Source organism: Streptomyces sp. NBC_00271 (genome assembly GCF_036178845.1).
Taxonomy (GTDB): Bacteria; Actinomycetota; Actinomycetes; order Streptomycetales; family Streptomycetaceae; genus Streptomyces.
In genome coordinates this window covers 2595760-2609869 of record NZ_CP108070.1, presented here as the reverse complement: position 1 = coordinate 2609869, position 14110 = coordinate 2595760, and the positions used below count along the sequence as shown (strand labels likewise).

Below are 14110 nucleotides of genomic sequence, written 5' to 3'. Positions count from 1 at the left end.
TCGCGGGCGGCCTCGAGGTCCGCGGGAGTGAGCCGCGTCAGAGGATCGCCCCCGGCGTGTAGCCCGCGGCCTCCGGGTGCTGCTTCACGATCTCCTCGATGCGGCCGACGACGGCGGCGACCTGGTCGGCAGCGGCACCGGTGAACGACAGCTTGTCGGCCATCAGCTCGTCCAGCTGCGCGCGGTCCAGCGGAATGCGCTCGTCGGCGGCGAGCTTGTCGAGGAGTTCGTTGCGCTCGGCGCCCTGTTCGCGCATGGCGAGCGCGGAGGCGACGGCGTTCTCCTTGATCGCCTCGTGCGCGACCTCACGGCCGACGCCCGCGCGCACCGCGCCCATCAGGACCTTGGTCGTCGCGAGGAAGGGCAGGTAGCGGTCCAGCTCGCGCGCGACGACGGCCGGGAAGGCGCCGAACTCGTCGAGGACGGTGAGGAAGGTCTCCAGCAGACCGTCCAGGGCGAAGAACGCGTCGGGCAGCGCGACCCGGCGGACCACCGAGCAGGACACGTCGCCCTCGTTCCACTGGTCGCCCGCCAGCTCGCCGGTCATCGAGGCGTAGCCGCGCAGGATGACCATGAGGCCGTTGACACGCTCGCACGAGCGGGTGTTCATCTTGTGCGGCATCGCCGAGGAGCCGACCTGGCCCGGCTTGAAGCCCTCGGTCACCAGCTCGTGCCCGGCCATCAGCCGGATCGTCTTGGCCGTCGAGGACGGCGCGGCCGCCAGCTGCACCAGCGCGGTCACGACCTCGTAGTCCAGCGAGCGCGGGTAGACCTGGCCGACGGAGGTGAAGGCCTGCGAGAAGCCGAGGTGCCCGGCGATCCGCTGCTCCAGCTCGGCGAGCTTCGCCGCGTCCCCGCCCAGCAGGTCGAGCATGTCCTGCGCGGTGCCGACCGGGCCCTTGATGCCGCGCAGCGGGTAGCGGCCGAGCAGCTCCTCGACGCGGCCGTACGCGACGAGCAGCTCGTCGGCCGCGGTCGCGAAGCGCTTGCCGAGGGTGGTGGCCTGGGCGGCCACGTTGTGCGAGCGGCCGGCCATGACCAGTTCGGCGTACTCGCCCGCCAGCTTGCCGAGCCGCGCCAGGACGGCCACCGTGCGGTCGCGCATCAGCTCCAGCGAGAGCCGGATCTGCAACTGCTCGACGTTCTCGGTGAGGTCCCGGGACGTCATGCCCTTGTGTACGTGCTCATGCCCGGCGAGGTCGTTGAACTCCTCGATCCGCGCCTTCACGTCGTGCCGCGTGACCTTCTCGCGCTCGGCGATGGAGGCCAGGTCGACCTGGTCGAGGACCCGCTCGTAGTCGGCGATCGCGGCGTCCGGGACCTCGATCCCGAGGTCCTTCTGCGCCCGCAGCACGGCGAGCCAGAGCTGACGCTCCAACTTCACCTTCTGCTCGGGGGACCAGAGCGTGGCGAGCTCGGCGGAGGCGTAGCGTCCGGCGAGGACGTTGGGGATACGGGGCTTTGCAGGCGCGGCAGTCACGTGGACGGAGTTTACCCGCCGTCCGGACGGGCTCCGGAACGTCCGCACGTTCCGGAGCCCAGGTCAGCGGCGGTGGCCCTGGCCGGGCGGGGCTAGGTCCTGTCGTCGCGGGGCAGACGGGAATGTGACGACAGGGCCTAGGGGCGGATGCCGTCGCAGGCGATCGGCAGATGGCGCGGGCCGCGCAGGACCGCGTTCTGCCGGTAGGGCGGCGGGTCCTCCAGCAGCCGGGGGTTCTCCAGTCTGCGGGCCAGCTCGCTCAGCGCGAGCTGTGCCTCCATGCGGGCGAGCGGGGCGCCGAAGCAGCTGTGGATGCCGCTGCCGAAGCCGAGGTGCTGGATGTCCCTGCGGTCCGGGTCGAAGCGGTCCGGATCCTCGAAGCGGTCGGGGTCGCGGTTCCCCGCCGCCAGTACCAGCCACAGCGACGCGCCCTTGGGGATGGTGACCCCGCGGACCTCGATGTCGGTGAGGGTGGTGCGCTGCGGCAGCAGCTGCACCGGCGGCTCGAACCGCAGCAGCTCCTCGACGACGGGGACGGCCAGGTTCGGGTCCTTGCGCAGCCGCTCGAGCACGTCGGGGTTGCGCAGCAGGGTCAGCATGCCGTTGGTGATGAGGTTGACCGTCGTCTCGTGGCCGGCGATCAGCAGGAGCGCCGCGGTGCTCAGGACCTCCATCGTCGTCATGACACCGTCAGGCCCTCCCGCCGTGGACAGCTGGGACAGCATGTCGTCACCGGGATTCTTGCGGCGTTCCTCGATGAGTCCGGCCAGATACATGCCCAGCTCGGTGCGGGCGTTGTGGGAGACCTTGGCGCGCTCGTCGATGTCGGCGCCCGGGACGGGGTCCAGGCTGGCGGCGATCGTGTCCGCCCAGGAGTGGAAGCGCGTCTCGTCCTCGCGCGGCACCCCCAGCAGCCGGCAGATCACGGTCACGGGGAAGGGATAGGAGAACTGGTCGACCAGATCGATCCGGTCCGGGTTGTCGATGCCGTCGATGAGCCCGGAGACGATGTCCTTCAGTTCGCCGTGCATCTCGTGGACACGCCGCGGGGAGTGCGGCGGTCCGAACGGCCGGTTCGTCATGCGCCGCAGCCGGTCGTGCTCCGGCGGGTCGAGCCGCAGGAAGCTCGGCGGAAGGGCCGTCTCCTCGTCCGCCTCGGCGGCCAGCGGGTTCGCGGTCGCCGGCGTCTTCAGGTTGCGGGCGTCGGAGCTGATGCGCGGATCGTGGAGCAGGCTCTGGATGTCGTAGTACCTGCTCAGGACGAACGGTCCGTCCGCGTCGTGGTACACCGGCGTCTTGCGCAGCTCCTCGTACAGCGGATACGGATTGGCACGGTGGGCGTAGTCGATGATCTGCCGCAGGATGGCTTCGGTCATGAGTGCGTCCTAGGGAACGTCGGATCAGTGCCGAGCGGGGGCGAACGTCAGCCGCCGGTCGTCCGGCGCGTATCCGCTGAGGGTGACGGTCGGGCCGTGGGTGGGCACGGACGGGTCGGGGAAGTCCGCGGGCATCGGCTGCTGCCCCTCGGGGCGGCGGTCCACGGTGGGGGAGGTCGGCGGGAACGGCGCCGTGGTCTCGATGAGCTGCTGGTAGAACTGCAGCCATTTCGTCTGGTCGAAGGTGACGGCGCCGATGACGCGGTCCTGGTACCCGTAGACGCCGGTGAACCGGTGCTCGCTGCGGGAGCCATGGGCGATGAGGATCTCCGTCCCCATCGACGGCACGCCGACGGACTTGATGTTCACGCCGAACTGGGAGGACCAGAAGGCGGGCACCCAGATGTGGGGGCGGCGGTCCGCGCTGTCGCTCAGCATGTTGTGCGCGGCGGTCTCGGCCTGGGCGACGGCGTTGCCCCAGTGCTCCAGAGACAGGAACTGGTATCCGAACAGCGGGTGCGGGGACCGTGCGACATCGCCGGCCACATAGATGTCGTCGGTGACGATGCCCCGGATGTCGAAGGCCCGGCACCCGGCGTCACAGGCGATCCCGCGGGGACCCGCGCCGAGTCCGGACCCGACGAGCCACTCGGTGTTGCGCTGGGCACCGAGGGAGACGACCACCACGTCGGCCTCGATGGTGTTCCCGTCGGAGAAATGCGCGGCGCGGACGTGTCCCGCGGAGTCGCCCTCCAGGCCGGTCACCATGACGCCGCAGCGCAGGTCGACGCCGTGTTTGCGGTGCAGCTCGGCGGCCACCTGGCCGACGACTCCGCCGAGCGCTCCGACCAGCGGCGCGCCCGCCCGCTCGGCCACGGTGACCGCGATCCCGCGTTCCCGGCAGGCGGAGGCGATCTCGGAGCCGGTGAACCCGGCGCCGATGACGAGCACACGGCGGGGGCCCTGCGCGAGCGAGCGCTCCAGCGCTTCGGCGTCGTCGCGGGTCCGCAGCACGAACACCCCGTCGAGCTCGGCCTCGTCCTCCTGGGGCCAGGGTCTGGCCCGGACACCGGTGGCGATGAGCAGCCGGTCGTACTCCACCTCGTCGCCGTCGGCCAGCCGTACCCGCCGGGCCGCCATGTCGAGGCCGGTGGCCGGAACCCCGAGGCGCCACTGCGCGTCGATGGCGCGGTGCCGGGGGAGGCCGGTGCGGTCCGCCGTCGCCCTGCCCAGCAGGACCTGCTTGGACAACGGCGGTCGGTCGTACGGCTCGTGGCGCTCGTCCCCGATCATCGTGAGAGAACCGGCGAACCCCTTCTCGCGCAAGGTCTCCGCGGCCCGAAGTCCCGCAAGCGAGGCGCCGACGACGACGATGCGACCCGCACGCTTGAGCCGGTCCAGCGATCCGTCGGCGGTCACCGGTCGGCCTCCCGGTCGGTTCCGGGGTTCCCGCCGGGGGAGTTCGCGTCCACCACGATGGCCTGGACGGGACACGCGGCCACGGCTCGCGCCATGTCCTCGCGCCGATCCTCCTCGACCTCGGGGTTGTAGAGCAGGGACTCGTCCCCGTGCATGGCGAAAACATCGGGAGCCAGGAACGCGCACTGCGCGTATCCCTGGCAGCGGTTGAGATCGACGACAAGCCTCACCGAGGATCAGCCTTTCCGTGGCCCGTTCTCGTCCCCCTCCTCCACAGCATGCGCGAGAGGGTGCTCAGCCGCTCGCCGGGGTGCGCAGGCCGGCACGGAGGAGGTGCAGGCTGACGGCCAGTGCCCAGGCCGGGAAGACCAGCTCCGACCAGGGCAGTGAGGATCCCGCGACGAGCAGGACAAGCCCCGCGAGATAGCCGAGGACGGCGAGCGGACGGGGGAGGACGCCGAGACGGTGACTGATGGTCGAGGTCGTGAAGACGAACACGGCGGCCATGCGGAGCGCGTACGTCGTCATCAGCGTGTAGGAGAAGTGGCGGCCGAAGCCGGAGGGTTGGCTCAGTACACTGCCCGCCGCGGCGCCGGCTGCGAACATGGTGGCCACGTAGACCAGTCCGCTGCCCATGAAGACGGTGGCGATGAATCTGTCCTCGGCATCGCCGACCCGTGCGCGCAGCGCGCCCATGAACCACAGGAAGAAGATCCCCGCGAACGGGAGGATCTCCAAAGCCGTACGCACCGCCCACTGTTCGTTCGGAGCAACGGTCGCGTCGGTGGCGTTCCCCGCCGGGATCGCGATCCGCACCAGCACGATCGCCGCCGCCATCAGGAGGGCGAACACCGTCCCCGCCAGCCCGGCGGCCCGCGGCGTCCGCAGCCGTTGTTCCCTCGGCTTCATCGGCGCTCGCTCTCTTCCCGAAGCCCCCGTTCCCCTCTCGGTCCAGCAAGCAGGCACCGGTGTGCCCACGCCACCGGGGACACCCGTGGGGGTGACGCCCCGCTCAGCCGGAGGCCGGTTGCGGGAGTCGGCCGCGCTACGAGGCGTCGGCCAGCTCCGCCAGGATGTCGCCGTGGCACAGCTCGGGTGCGCACCAGCAGGCCAGCGTCTTGCCACGCAGGGCGGGCACCTGATCGAGGAGGTCGGGGCGTTCGAGGAGATACGCCCGGTACTTCTCCATGATCTCGGCGCGGGTGCCGTCGCGCTTCTTGGTGGGGGTGTCGTAGGCGAAGGGGTTGTAGAGCGGGTGCTGCGGGAGGTCCCAGTGGCCCATGGTCCAGCGGCGGCCGATGTACACGAGGTCCGCGGGAGCGTGCTCGAGCCGGGCGCCGAACTCGTGGATATGACCCTTGAGGTTGATCACGGTGGTGGGCATGGGATTCCCTTCGGCCGTCCGCCTACCCACCGGTGTCTACCCCACGGACCCCTCGTACGGCAGCAGCTCCGGCCGCTTGGCCGGGCGTCCGTCACCCGATGAGCGTCCCGTCAGCCGTCGTCCTATCCACGGCAGCAGGTGCTGCCTGGCGAAGCTGGCGTCGGCGGCGCGGCGGGCGACCCAGCCGGGCGGCGCCGTCGGCGGCATCGCCGTACGCCACTCCTTGTCCTCGGGTTCGTACCCGAGCGTCTGCCAGACGGCCTCCGCGACCCGGCGGTGCCCCTCGGCCGTCAGATGCAGCCGGTCCACGTCCCACATCCGGGGGTCGGCGAGTGAGGGCGCCCCATAGAGGTCGACCACCAGCGCGCCGTGCCGATCCGCGAGCTCGTCGACGACGGAGAAGAGCTCCTCCATACGCGGCCGGAACCGTTCGAGCACCGGACCGTTGCGGCCCGGGCTGCGCATCAGGACGAGCCGCTCGCAGGCGGGGGCGAGCCGCTCCACGGCCTCCTCCAGGAGAGCGCGGACGCGTCCCATGTCGACCTTGGGGCGCAGCGTGTCGTTGAGTCCGCCGACGAGGGTGATCACGTCGGGCCGCATCGCGACCGCCACGTCCACCTGTTCCTCGACGATCTGTCCGATCAGCTTGCCGCGCACCGCGAGGTTGGCGTACCGGAAGCCGGGCGTCCGCGTGGCCATCCGGCCGGCGAGGAGGTCGGCCCAGCCGCGGTAGGAGCCGTCGGGCAGCCGGTCCGACATGCCCTCGGTGAAGGAGTCGCCGACCGCGACAAGACTGGTGTAGGTGGCATTCGTCTGCATGGCGGACAAGATGCTAACCCGCACGCATACTCGCCGGTCGGTCGGGCCTCCTCCGGGCCAGGACCGGCCGGGCTCACACCGTCCGTCCGAACAGCTCCCTCAGCACGTCCTCCATCGTCACCAGCCCCGTCATCCGTCCGTCGCTGCCCATGACGGCCGCGAGGTGCGTACGACTGCGGCGCATCGCCGTGAGCACGTCGTCCAGCGGGGTGCTCTCCCGCACCCGCGCGATGGGCCGCATGTCCTCCACCCGGAACGGCAGCTCGCGCGGCATCGCGTCCAGCGCGTCCTTCACGTGCAGATAGCCCACGATGCGGCGCCCCTCGTCCACGACCGGGAAGCGCGAGAAGCCGGACTCGGCGGACAGCCGCTCCAGCTCCTCCGGGGTGACGCCCACGCGCGCGTAGACGACACGTTCCAGTGGCAGCACGACGTCCCGTACGGGCCGGCGGCCGAGCTCCAGCGCGTCGTGCAACCGCTCCAGAGCGCGGTCGTCGATGAGCCCCGCCGCGCCGGAGTCCTTGACCAGCCTGGCCAGCTCGTCGTCGGAGAAGGTGGCGACGACCTCGTCCTTCGTCTCGACCCGCAGCAGCTTCAGCAGGCCGTTCGCGAAGGCGTTGACCGTGAAGATCACCGGACGCAGCGCCCGGGAGAGCGCCACCAGTGGCGGTCCGAGCAGCAGCGCGGTGCGCACCGGTTCCGCGAGCGCGATGTTCTTCGGCACCATTTCGCCGAGCAGCATGTGCAGATAGGTCGCCAGGGCGAGCGCGATCACGAACGAGATCGCGTGGCCCGCGCTCTGCGAGACGCCCATCGCGTGGAACGCCGGTTCCAGCAGGTGCGCGATCGCGGGCTCGGCCACGATGCCGAGGACCAGCGTGCACAGGGTGATGCCCAGCTGCGCGGCCGCCAGCAGCGCGGACACGTGCTCCAGACCCCACAGGACGCTGCGTGCCCGCCGGTCGCCCTCTTCGGCATGCGGCTCGATCTGGCTGCGGCGCACCGAGATCAGCGCGAACTCGCCGCCCACGAAGAAGGCGTTCACGACCAGCGTCGCCAGCCCGATCAGTAGTTGTACGACGGTCATCGCGGCCCCCTCTCCTCGTCGTCGTGCTGCTCCCCGTCGCGCGGCGCGTGCAGCAGCACCCGCGCGGCCCGCCGCCCGGAGGCGTCCACCACGTCGAGCCGCCACCCGGCGACCTCGACGGCGTCGCCGACGGCGGGGATGCGGCCGAGCCTGGTCGCGAGGAAACCGGCCAGGGTCTCGTAGGGGCCCTCGGGCACCCGCAGCCCGACGCGGGCCAGCTGGTCGGTGCGGGCGGACCCGTCGGCCGAGTACAGCGCTCGCCCTTCCTCGTCCGTGCCGGCCGGGGCCAGGTCGGGCGTCTCGTGCGGGTCGTGCTCGTCGCGGACCTCGCCGACGACCTCCTCGACGATGTCCTCCAGGGTGGCGACGCCCGCCGTGCCGCCGTACTCGTCGATGACGACGGCCATGGTGCGTCCGCCGGACAGCCGGTCGAGCAGCCGGTCGACGGTGAGTGACTCCGGTACGAACAGGGGTTCGCGCATGATCTGGGAGACGGGGGTGCGGGGCCGCGACTCGGCGGGTATCGCCACCACGTCCTTGATGTGTGCCACGCCCACGACCGAGTCGAGGTTGCCGCGGTAGACGGGGAAGCGGGACAGCCCCGTCGCCCGGGTCGCGTTCGCCACGTCCTCGCAGGTCGCCTGGACGTCCAGCGCGATGACCTGGACGCGCGGGGTCATCACGTTCTCCGCGGTCAGGTCGGCGAGGTTCAGGGTGCGCACGAACAGCTCGGCGGTGTCCGCCTCCAGAGCGCCCTGCTTGGCGGAGTGCCGGGCCAGGGCGACCAGTTCCTGGGGGCCGCGCGCGGAGGCCAGCTCCTCGGCCGGTTCGAGGCCGAAGACCCGTACGACACGGTTGGCCGTGTTGTTGAGATGCGTGATGAACGGGCGGAACGCGCCGCTGAACCAGCGCTGCGGCGTCGCCACCCGCTTGGCCACGGCGAGCGGCGAGGAGATCGCCCAGTTCTTGGGGACCAGCTCGCCGACGACCATCAGGAAGACCGTCGACAGGGCCGTACCGATGACCAGCGCCACCGAACGGGACGCGGAGGGCGAGACGCCGAGCGACTCCAGCGGACCCGCGATCAGCTTGGCGATCGACGACTCGGAGAGCATGCCGACGACCAGGTTGGTGACGGTGATGCCGAGCTGGGCTCCGGACAGCTGGAACGTCAGATTCCGTGCGGCCTTGAGGGCGCCCGACGCGCCGCGCTCGCCGCGCTCGACGGCCCGCTCCAGCTCGCTGCGCTCGACCGTGGTCAGTGAGAACTCCGCCGCGACGAAGGCGCCACAGGCCAGCGAGAGCAGCACCGCCACCAGGAGGAGGAGCACTTCGGTCATCGGGTCACCTCCGTCCCATGATCGGCCAGGGGCGGGGGGATCGCGCGATGTCGGGTACGGGGAGGCTCGCCCATCGGCGGACGCTCACACCTTTCATGGGAGGACCGGGTGATCCTCCCATGGTAAAGGATCGGCAAAGTACCCTCTTGGGAGCTGGAGGCTAGTCGGTGAGCGGCTTCGCCCAGCGGCGCCACTGCTCCTGGAGCTCGTACCCGGCGGCCCGCCACGCATGCTGCCCGGTCTCGTTCCGCCGCAGCACCATCGCGTCCGAGCGCCGCCCCCCGAGCCGTACGAACCGCTCCTCGGCGGCCGCGAGCAGCGCCGAGCCGATCCCGCGGCGGCGCCGCCCGGGATGCACCGCGAGCCGGTACAGATGGCAGCGCCAGCCGTCGAAGCCCGCGATCACCGTGCCCACCAGCTCGCCGTCGTCCTCGGCCAGGATCAGCGCCTCCGGATCGTGGGCGACCAGTAGCTCCACGCCGTCCTGGTCGTCACTGATGCTCGTGCCCTCGGCCGCCACCTTCCAGAAGGCCAGCACGGTGCCGAGGTCCTCGGGCGTCGCGGCCCGTATCCGCAAGTCGGTCATGGCGCCGATCCCATCACGCGTTCCATGGGGCGGCGCCGAATTCCAGGATCCGGACGGTCACTCGCCCCGCAGCGCCTCGACGACGGGGGCGAACGCCTCCATGTTCGGCTCCAGGACGGTCAGATACGAGAACCCGTACCGCTCCCGCTGCGCCCGCACCTGCGCCACGATCTGCTCCAGTGTTCCCACCAGCACGATCGGCAGCTCCAGGACCTCGTCCTCGGTCAGGTTCGGAATACGGGGCAGCCAGGGCCGGATCGCGGCGCCGCGGTCGTCGGTGACGGCGAGTATCTGGATCAGCAGATTGAGCTCGGCTGGCTCCTTGCGTCCCTCGGCCGCCTCCCGGTACACGGCGACGCGTTCGTCCATCTCGGCGGCCGTGATCGGCTCCAGCGTGCCGCCCGGGCTGGTGCGCGCCCCGGTGAACGCCGCGATGTCCGCGTGCTCGGCGGTGAGCCGCAGCATCCGGTCGCCGTTGGCGCCGATCAGCAGCGGCACGCGGGGCCGCTGTACCGTTCCCGGCCGGTGCTCGTCCGAACCGAGGAGGCGCTCCAACTCCTCCACGGTGCGCTGGAGATGGTCGACCCGCTCGCGCGGCGAGCCCCAGGGGAGGCCTGCCGTGTCGTGCTCCGCCGGGATGTAGCCGGTGCCGAGCCCGAGTTCGAGGCGGCCGCCCGTCAGCGTGTCGGTGGTGGCGACCTCGCGGGCCAGCAGCGTGGGATTCCAGAAGCCCGCGTTGAGCACGAAGGTGCCGAGGCGGGGCCGCTCGGTGACCTCCGCCGCGGCCACCAGCGAGGGGAAGGGCGCGGGCATGCCCAGGTGGTCGGGGACCAGGATCACGTCGTAACCGAGTTCCTCGGCGCGTCGGCACTTGGCGCGCCACTCGTCGAGGGGCGCGGGGGCGAGCAGATTGACGCCGAACCGGAACGGGCGCGAGGAGCCCAAGGACTGCGACATGAACTCTCCTCATTCACAAGCCACTTGTGCGCAAGGGGCGAACGGAGTGGGCCGGACGCGAGTACATCGGTGGACAGGACGCGTACATCAACAGGACGCGTAGCTCATTCGTGCGCGATGGCCGCCAGGACGTTCATGCGCGAGGCACGCAGCGCCGGCAGCAGCGCCGCCACGATGCCCACGACCGCCGAACCCACGACCACGGCGACGATGGTGGTCCAGGGAATGGCGAGCGACTTCATGCCCTGGAGCGCGAGGACCCGCTGCACACAGACGCCCCAGACCAGCCCGAGCGCGAGGCCGAGGACGGCGCCGAACACGGCGATCACCACCGACTCCAGCCTGATCATCCGGCGCAGTTGGCGCCGGGCGAGCCCGATCGCGCGCAGCAGCCCGATCTCACGAGTGCGTTCGACCACCGACAGGGCGAGGGTGTTGACCACACCGAGCACCGCGATCACGATCGCGAGTCCGAGCAGCGCGTACACGAGGTAGAGCAGCACGGCGATCTGGTCGTGCACGAGTTTCTTGTAGTCGGCCTGGTCACGGACCTGCACCTGCGGATAGGGCTTGAGCGTCTGCTCCAGTTGCGCGCGCAGCCGGTCGGGGCTCGTGCCGGGGGCCGCGTTCACGTACAGGGCCGAGTCCTGCCCGCCGGGCACGTACTTCTCGACCGTGCCGAAGCCGAAGACCAGCCCGCCCTGCATTCCGAAGCCCCCGGAGCCTTCCTGGTCGGTGAGCGCCCCCACCGTCAGCTCGGTCTTCCGCTCGGCGGGGAACTCGACGGGGATCACACTGCCGACGCGCACGTCGTGCTCCCGCGCGAACTTCGCGTCCATCGACAGGTGCCCGGCACCGAGCGCCGCCGCCGTGTCCCCCTGGGTGTACGTGACGTGGGCGACGTCGTCGAGCCGCGGATCGTAGCCCGCCGCGGTCGTCTCGACCCGCTTGCCGTCCGGCAGCCGCACCGCGACCGGCGTGAACCGCTGGCGGACGACGAGCCCGGCACCCTGGGTGGCGCGCACCTTGTCCGTGATCTCCCTGGTGAACGGCACGAAGTTGCTGTTCTGGATCACGAAGTCGGAGCCCAGTGTCTTGTCGATCTGGTGGTCGAAGGACTTGCTCATGGACGCGCTCGCCACGGACATCCCGCCGACCAGCGCGAGGCCCACCATCAGCGCGGCCGCCGTGGCGCCGGTGCGCCGCGGATTGCGCAGCGCGTTGCGCTGGCTCATCCGGCCGACCGGGCCGAACAGGGCGGGGAAGGCACCGCCCAGGACCCGGATCACCGGCCGCACAAGGAGCGGACCCGCGATCACCGTCGCGATGAGGGTGAGTACGACACCGAGGCCCAGCAGGGAGGCGGACGTCGCGGTCTTCGACGCCGTGGCGCAGCCGGCCAGCGCGGCGGCTCCGGCCACGCCCACGACCGAGCCCACCAGGGCGCGCGTCCGCAGTGGCCTTCCCACCCCGGCGACCTCGGCGTCCGAGAGGGCCGCCATCGGGGAGACACCGGCCGCGCGGCGGGCGGGGAGATACGCCGCCACGAAGGTGACGCCGACCCCGACGACGTACGACGTGACGGGGGTCGGCCAACCGATCACCATCTCGGTGGACTTGAGGTTCATCCCGAACGCGCTCATGAGCCGGATCAGCCCGAGGGCGAGACTGATCCCCGCGGCGAGTCCGAGCGTCGAGCCGACCAGACCGAGCAGCAGCGCCTCGGTGAGCACGGACCGCCGCACCTGCCGCCGGTCCGCGCCGAGCGCGCGCAACAGGCCCAGCTCACGGGTGCGTTGGGCGATGAGCATCGAGAAGGTGTTGACGATCAGGAAGACGCCGACCAGTACGGCGATGCCGGCGAAGCCGAGCATCACGTACTTGATGACGTCCAGGAATCCGCCGAGCTGCGCGGCGGCGTCCTTGGCCTGCTCGTCGGCGGTCTTCACCTCGTAGGCCCCGGTGCCCACCTGCGCCGCGATCCGCTGCTTGAGCGGAGCGTCGGCCACCCCGGGCGCCGCGTCCACCGCGATGCTCGTGGCGGCGTCCGGGCTGCCGAGCAGGTTCGTCTGCGCGGTGGGGGTGTCGAGGAACAGCAGCGCGGCACCGGGGTTGGTGGTGGTGAACGTGGCGATGCCGACGATCCTCACCGGGAAGGTGCGCTCCGCCTGCACCGTCAGGGTGTCGCCGATCGCCACGTGCTTGCGCTGGGCGGTGTCCGCGTCGAGCAGTGCCTCGTCGGCGCCGCGCGGGGCGTGACCGGAGGTCAGCTTCACCGGGCTGCGCTTGGTGACCTGCCAGTTGGTGGCGATGGTCGGCGCGCCCGAGGTGGGTCCGATCGACTTGTTGTCGCGGTCGACGATGGTGAGGTTCTCGACGCTCACGTCCACGTGGGTGGCCGCCACGCCGTCGACCTTCGCGAGCCGGTCCGCGAGCGAGGCGGGCAGCGTCGGCGTGGCGCCGGTCGCCACCCGCGACTTGAGGTCGTTCTTCGGCGACACGGTCACATCGGCCGCGGTGGAGGCGAAGAGCCGGTCGAACGTACGGGTGACCGTGTCCGAGAAGATCAGGCTGCCCGCCACGAACGCCACGGACAGCACGACGGCCAGCGCCGAGAGCAGCAGTCGTCCCTTGTGGGCGAGGAAGCTTCGCAGAGTCGCCTTGAGCACGGCCGCCGCCTCAGTCCTTGTCGAAGGTGTCGAGAGTGTCGAGAGATGCGTCGAGAGATACGTCGTCCGAGTCGGGGGCCAGGACCACGTCCACGTCGTCGGAGGCGCCCCCGGCGGCCGGGCGGCCCCCGGAGAAGTGCCGCATGCGCTCCAGCACCGCCTCCGCCGTCGGCCGCTCCATCTCGTCCACGATCCGCCCGTCCCCGAGGAACAGCACCACATCGGAGTGGGCCGCCGCGCCCGGATCGTGCGTGACCATGACGACGCTCTGGCCGAGGTCGTCGACCGCCTCGCGCAGGAAGCCGAGGACCTCGAGCCCCGCACGGGAGTCGAGGTTGCCGGTCGGCTCGTCCGCGAAGATCAGCTCGGGGCGGGAGGCGAGCGCCCGCGCACAGGCGACGCGCTGCTGCTGTCCGCCGGAGAGCTGCGCGGGCCGGTGCTTCAGCCGGTCCCGCAGCCCGAGCGTGTCGATGACCTGGTCCAGCCACTTCTGGTCGGGTTTCTGGCCCGCGATGTCCATCGGCAGTGTGATGTTCTCGGCCGCGTTCAGCGTGGGGATCAGATTGAAGGACTGGAACATGAACCCGATCCGGTCCCGGCGCAGCCGGGTCAGCTCACGGTCCTTGAGCCCCGTGATCTCGGTGTCGCCGAGCCACACCTGTCCGGCCGAGACGGTGTCGAGTCCCGCGAGGCAGTGCATCAGCGTCGACTTCCCGGAACCCGAGGGGCCCATGACCGCGGTGAAGCGGCCGCGCGCGATGTCCACGTCGACCGAGTCGAGGGCGAGGACGGTGGTCTCGCCGGATCCGTACGCCTTCGTCAGGCCGCGGGCGCGGGCGGCGACCCCGTCGGCGTCCCGTCGTCCGACGGTGTGCTCCGCAGCAGGTGTGGACAAGGCCGCCTCCTCCGTGATGGACGTCCTGACTCCCCGGTCCCGGCCGAGCGTAGTGTGACCCCGCCCACAGCCGGTATCCCCCCGAGGTACCGGCTCCG

Annotated in this window: 13 protein-coding genes; all 13 read right to left on the bottom strand. The window is 71.2% G+C overall.

The features are described from left to right. Positions 1-37 precede the first annotated feature (37 nt). Entirely contained in the window at positions 38-1480 is a 1443-nt protein-coding gene (purB, locus tag OG798_RS12320; RefSeq protein WP_054229009.1) for an adenylosuccinate lyase, read from the bottom strand. 137 nt (positions 1481-1617) lie between these two features. After that, positions 1618-2856, bottom strand: a complete 1239-nt coding sequence (locus tag OG798_RS12315) for a cytochrome P450 (protein ID WP_267061214.1) — start codon at positions 2854-2856, stop codon at positions 1618-1620. Between the two features lie 24 nt (positions 2857-2880). Beyond that, entirely contained in the window at positions 2881-4275 is a 1395-nt protein-coding gene (locus OG798_RS12310) for an NAD(P)/FAD-dependent oxidoreductase (RefSeq protein ID WP_121416826.1), read from the bottom strand. Beyond that, positions 4272-4505 carry a ferredoxin gene (locus OG798_RS12305; RefSeq protein WP_095855976.1) on the bottom strand — a complete coding sequence of 78 codons (234 nt, stop codon included), beginning with the start codon at positions 4503-4505 and terminating at the stop codon, positions 4272-4274. Before OG798_RS12305 ends, OG798_RS12310 begins: the two co-directional genes overlap by 4 nt. A gap of 64 nt (positions 4506-4569) precedes the next feature. Next, complete coding sequence (locus tag OG798_RS12300; RefSeq protein WP_328756976.1) at positions 4570-5184, bottom strand: hypothetical protein; 615 nt, start codon at positions 5182-5184, stop codon at positions 4570-4572. A gap of 136 nt (positions 5185-5320) precedes the next feature. Then, on the bottom strand, positions 5321-5659 hold the full coding sequence (locus OG798_RS12295; RefSeq protein WP_095855978.1) for a DUF4326 domain-containing protein: 339 nt from the start codon (positions 5657-5659) through the stop codon (positions 5321-5323). Between the two features lie 36 nt (positions 5660-5695). Further along, complete coding sequence (locus tag OG798_RS12290) at positions 5696-6478, bottom strand: SGNH/GDSL hydrolase family protein (protein WP_095855979.1); 783 nt, start codon at positions 6476-6478, stop codon at positions 5696-5698. A 73-nt stretch (positions 6479-6551) separates the two neighbouring features. Then, complete coding sequence (locus OG798_RS12285) at positions 6552-7565, bottom strand: hemolysin family protein (protein ID WP_328756975.1); 1014 nt, start codon at positions 7563-7565, stop codon at positions 6552-6554. Then, positions 7562-8905, bottom strand: a complete 1344-nt coding sequence (locus tag OG798_RS12280; protein WP_097226511.1) for a hemolysin family protein — start codon at positions 8903-8905, stop codon at positions 7562-7564. Before OG798_RS12280 ends, OG798_RS12285 begins: the two co-directional genes overlap by 4 nt. Positions 8906-9065: 160 nt before the next feature. Beyond that, entirely contained in the window at positions 9066-9491 is a 426-nt protein-coding gene (locus OG798_RS12275; protein WP_095855982.1) for a GNAT family N-acetyltransferase, read from the bottom strand. A gap of 57 nt (positions 9492-9548) precedes the next feature. Beyond that, the gene (locus OG798_RS12270) at positions 9549-10448 is read right to left on the bottom strand and encodes an LLM class F420-dependent oxidoreductase (RefSeq protein ID WP_097226512.1); all 900 of its coding nucleotides are present in this window, start codon (positions 10446-10448) and stop codon (positions 9549-9551) included. A 104-nt stretch (positions 10449-10552) separates the two neighbouring features. Continuing rightward, positions 10553-13117 carry an ABC transporter permease gene (locus OG798_RS12265; protein ID WP_328756972.1) on the bottom strand — a complete coding sequence of 855 codons (2565 nt, stop codon included), beginning with the start codon at positions 13115-13117 and terminating at the stop codon, positions 10553-10555. Positions 13118-13127: 10 nt separating this feature from the next. After that, positions 13128-14012: an ABC transporter ATP-binding protein gene (locus tag OG798_RS12260; RefSeq protein ID WP_121416831.1), complete on the bottom strand. Its 885-nt coding sequence runs from the start codon at positions 14010-14012 to the stop codon at positions 13128-13130. Positions 14013-14110: the final 98 nt, after the last annotated feature.

What these genes read in the sequence shown, in the direction of transcription:
- OG798_RS12300 (WP_328756976.1), bottom strand. Translation starts at nt 5,184, where the DNA reads ATGAAGCCGAGGGAACAACGGCTGCGGACGCCGCGGGCCGCCGGGCTG.
- OG798_RS12275 (WP_095855982.1), bottom strand. Translation starts at nt 9,491, where the DNA reads ATGACCGACTTGCGGATACGGGCCGCGACGCCCGAGGACCTCGGCACC.
- OG798_RS12315 (WP_267061214.1), bottom strand. Translation starts at nt 2,856, where the DNA reads ATGACCGAAGCCATCCTGCGGCAGATCATCGACTACGCCCACCGTGCC.
- OG798_RS12280 (WP_097226511.1), bottom strand. Translation starts at nt 8,905, where the DNA reads ATGACCGAAGTGCTCCTCCTCCTGGTGGCGGTGCTGCTCTCGCTGGCC.
- OG798_RS12290 (WP_095855979.1), bottom strand. Translation starts at nt 6,478, where the DNA reads ATGCAGACGAATGCCACCTACACCAGTCTTGTCGCGGTCGGCGACTCC.
- OG798_RS12295 (WP_095855978.1), bottom strand. Translation starts at nt 5,659, where the DNA reads ATGCCCACCACCGTGATCAACCTCAAGGGTCATATCCACGAGTTCGGC.
- OG798_RS12270 (WP_097226512.1), bottom strand. Translation starts at nt 10,448, where the DNA reads ATGTCGCAGTCCTTGGGCTCCTCGCGCCCGTTCCGGTTCGGCGTCAAT.
- OG798_RS12285 (WP_328756975.1), bottom strand. Translation starts at nt 7,565, where the DNA reads ATGACCGTCGTACAACTACTGATCGGGCTGGCGACGCTGGTCGTGAAC.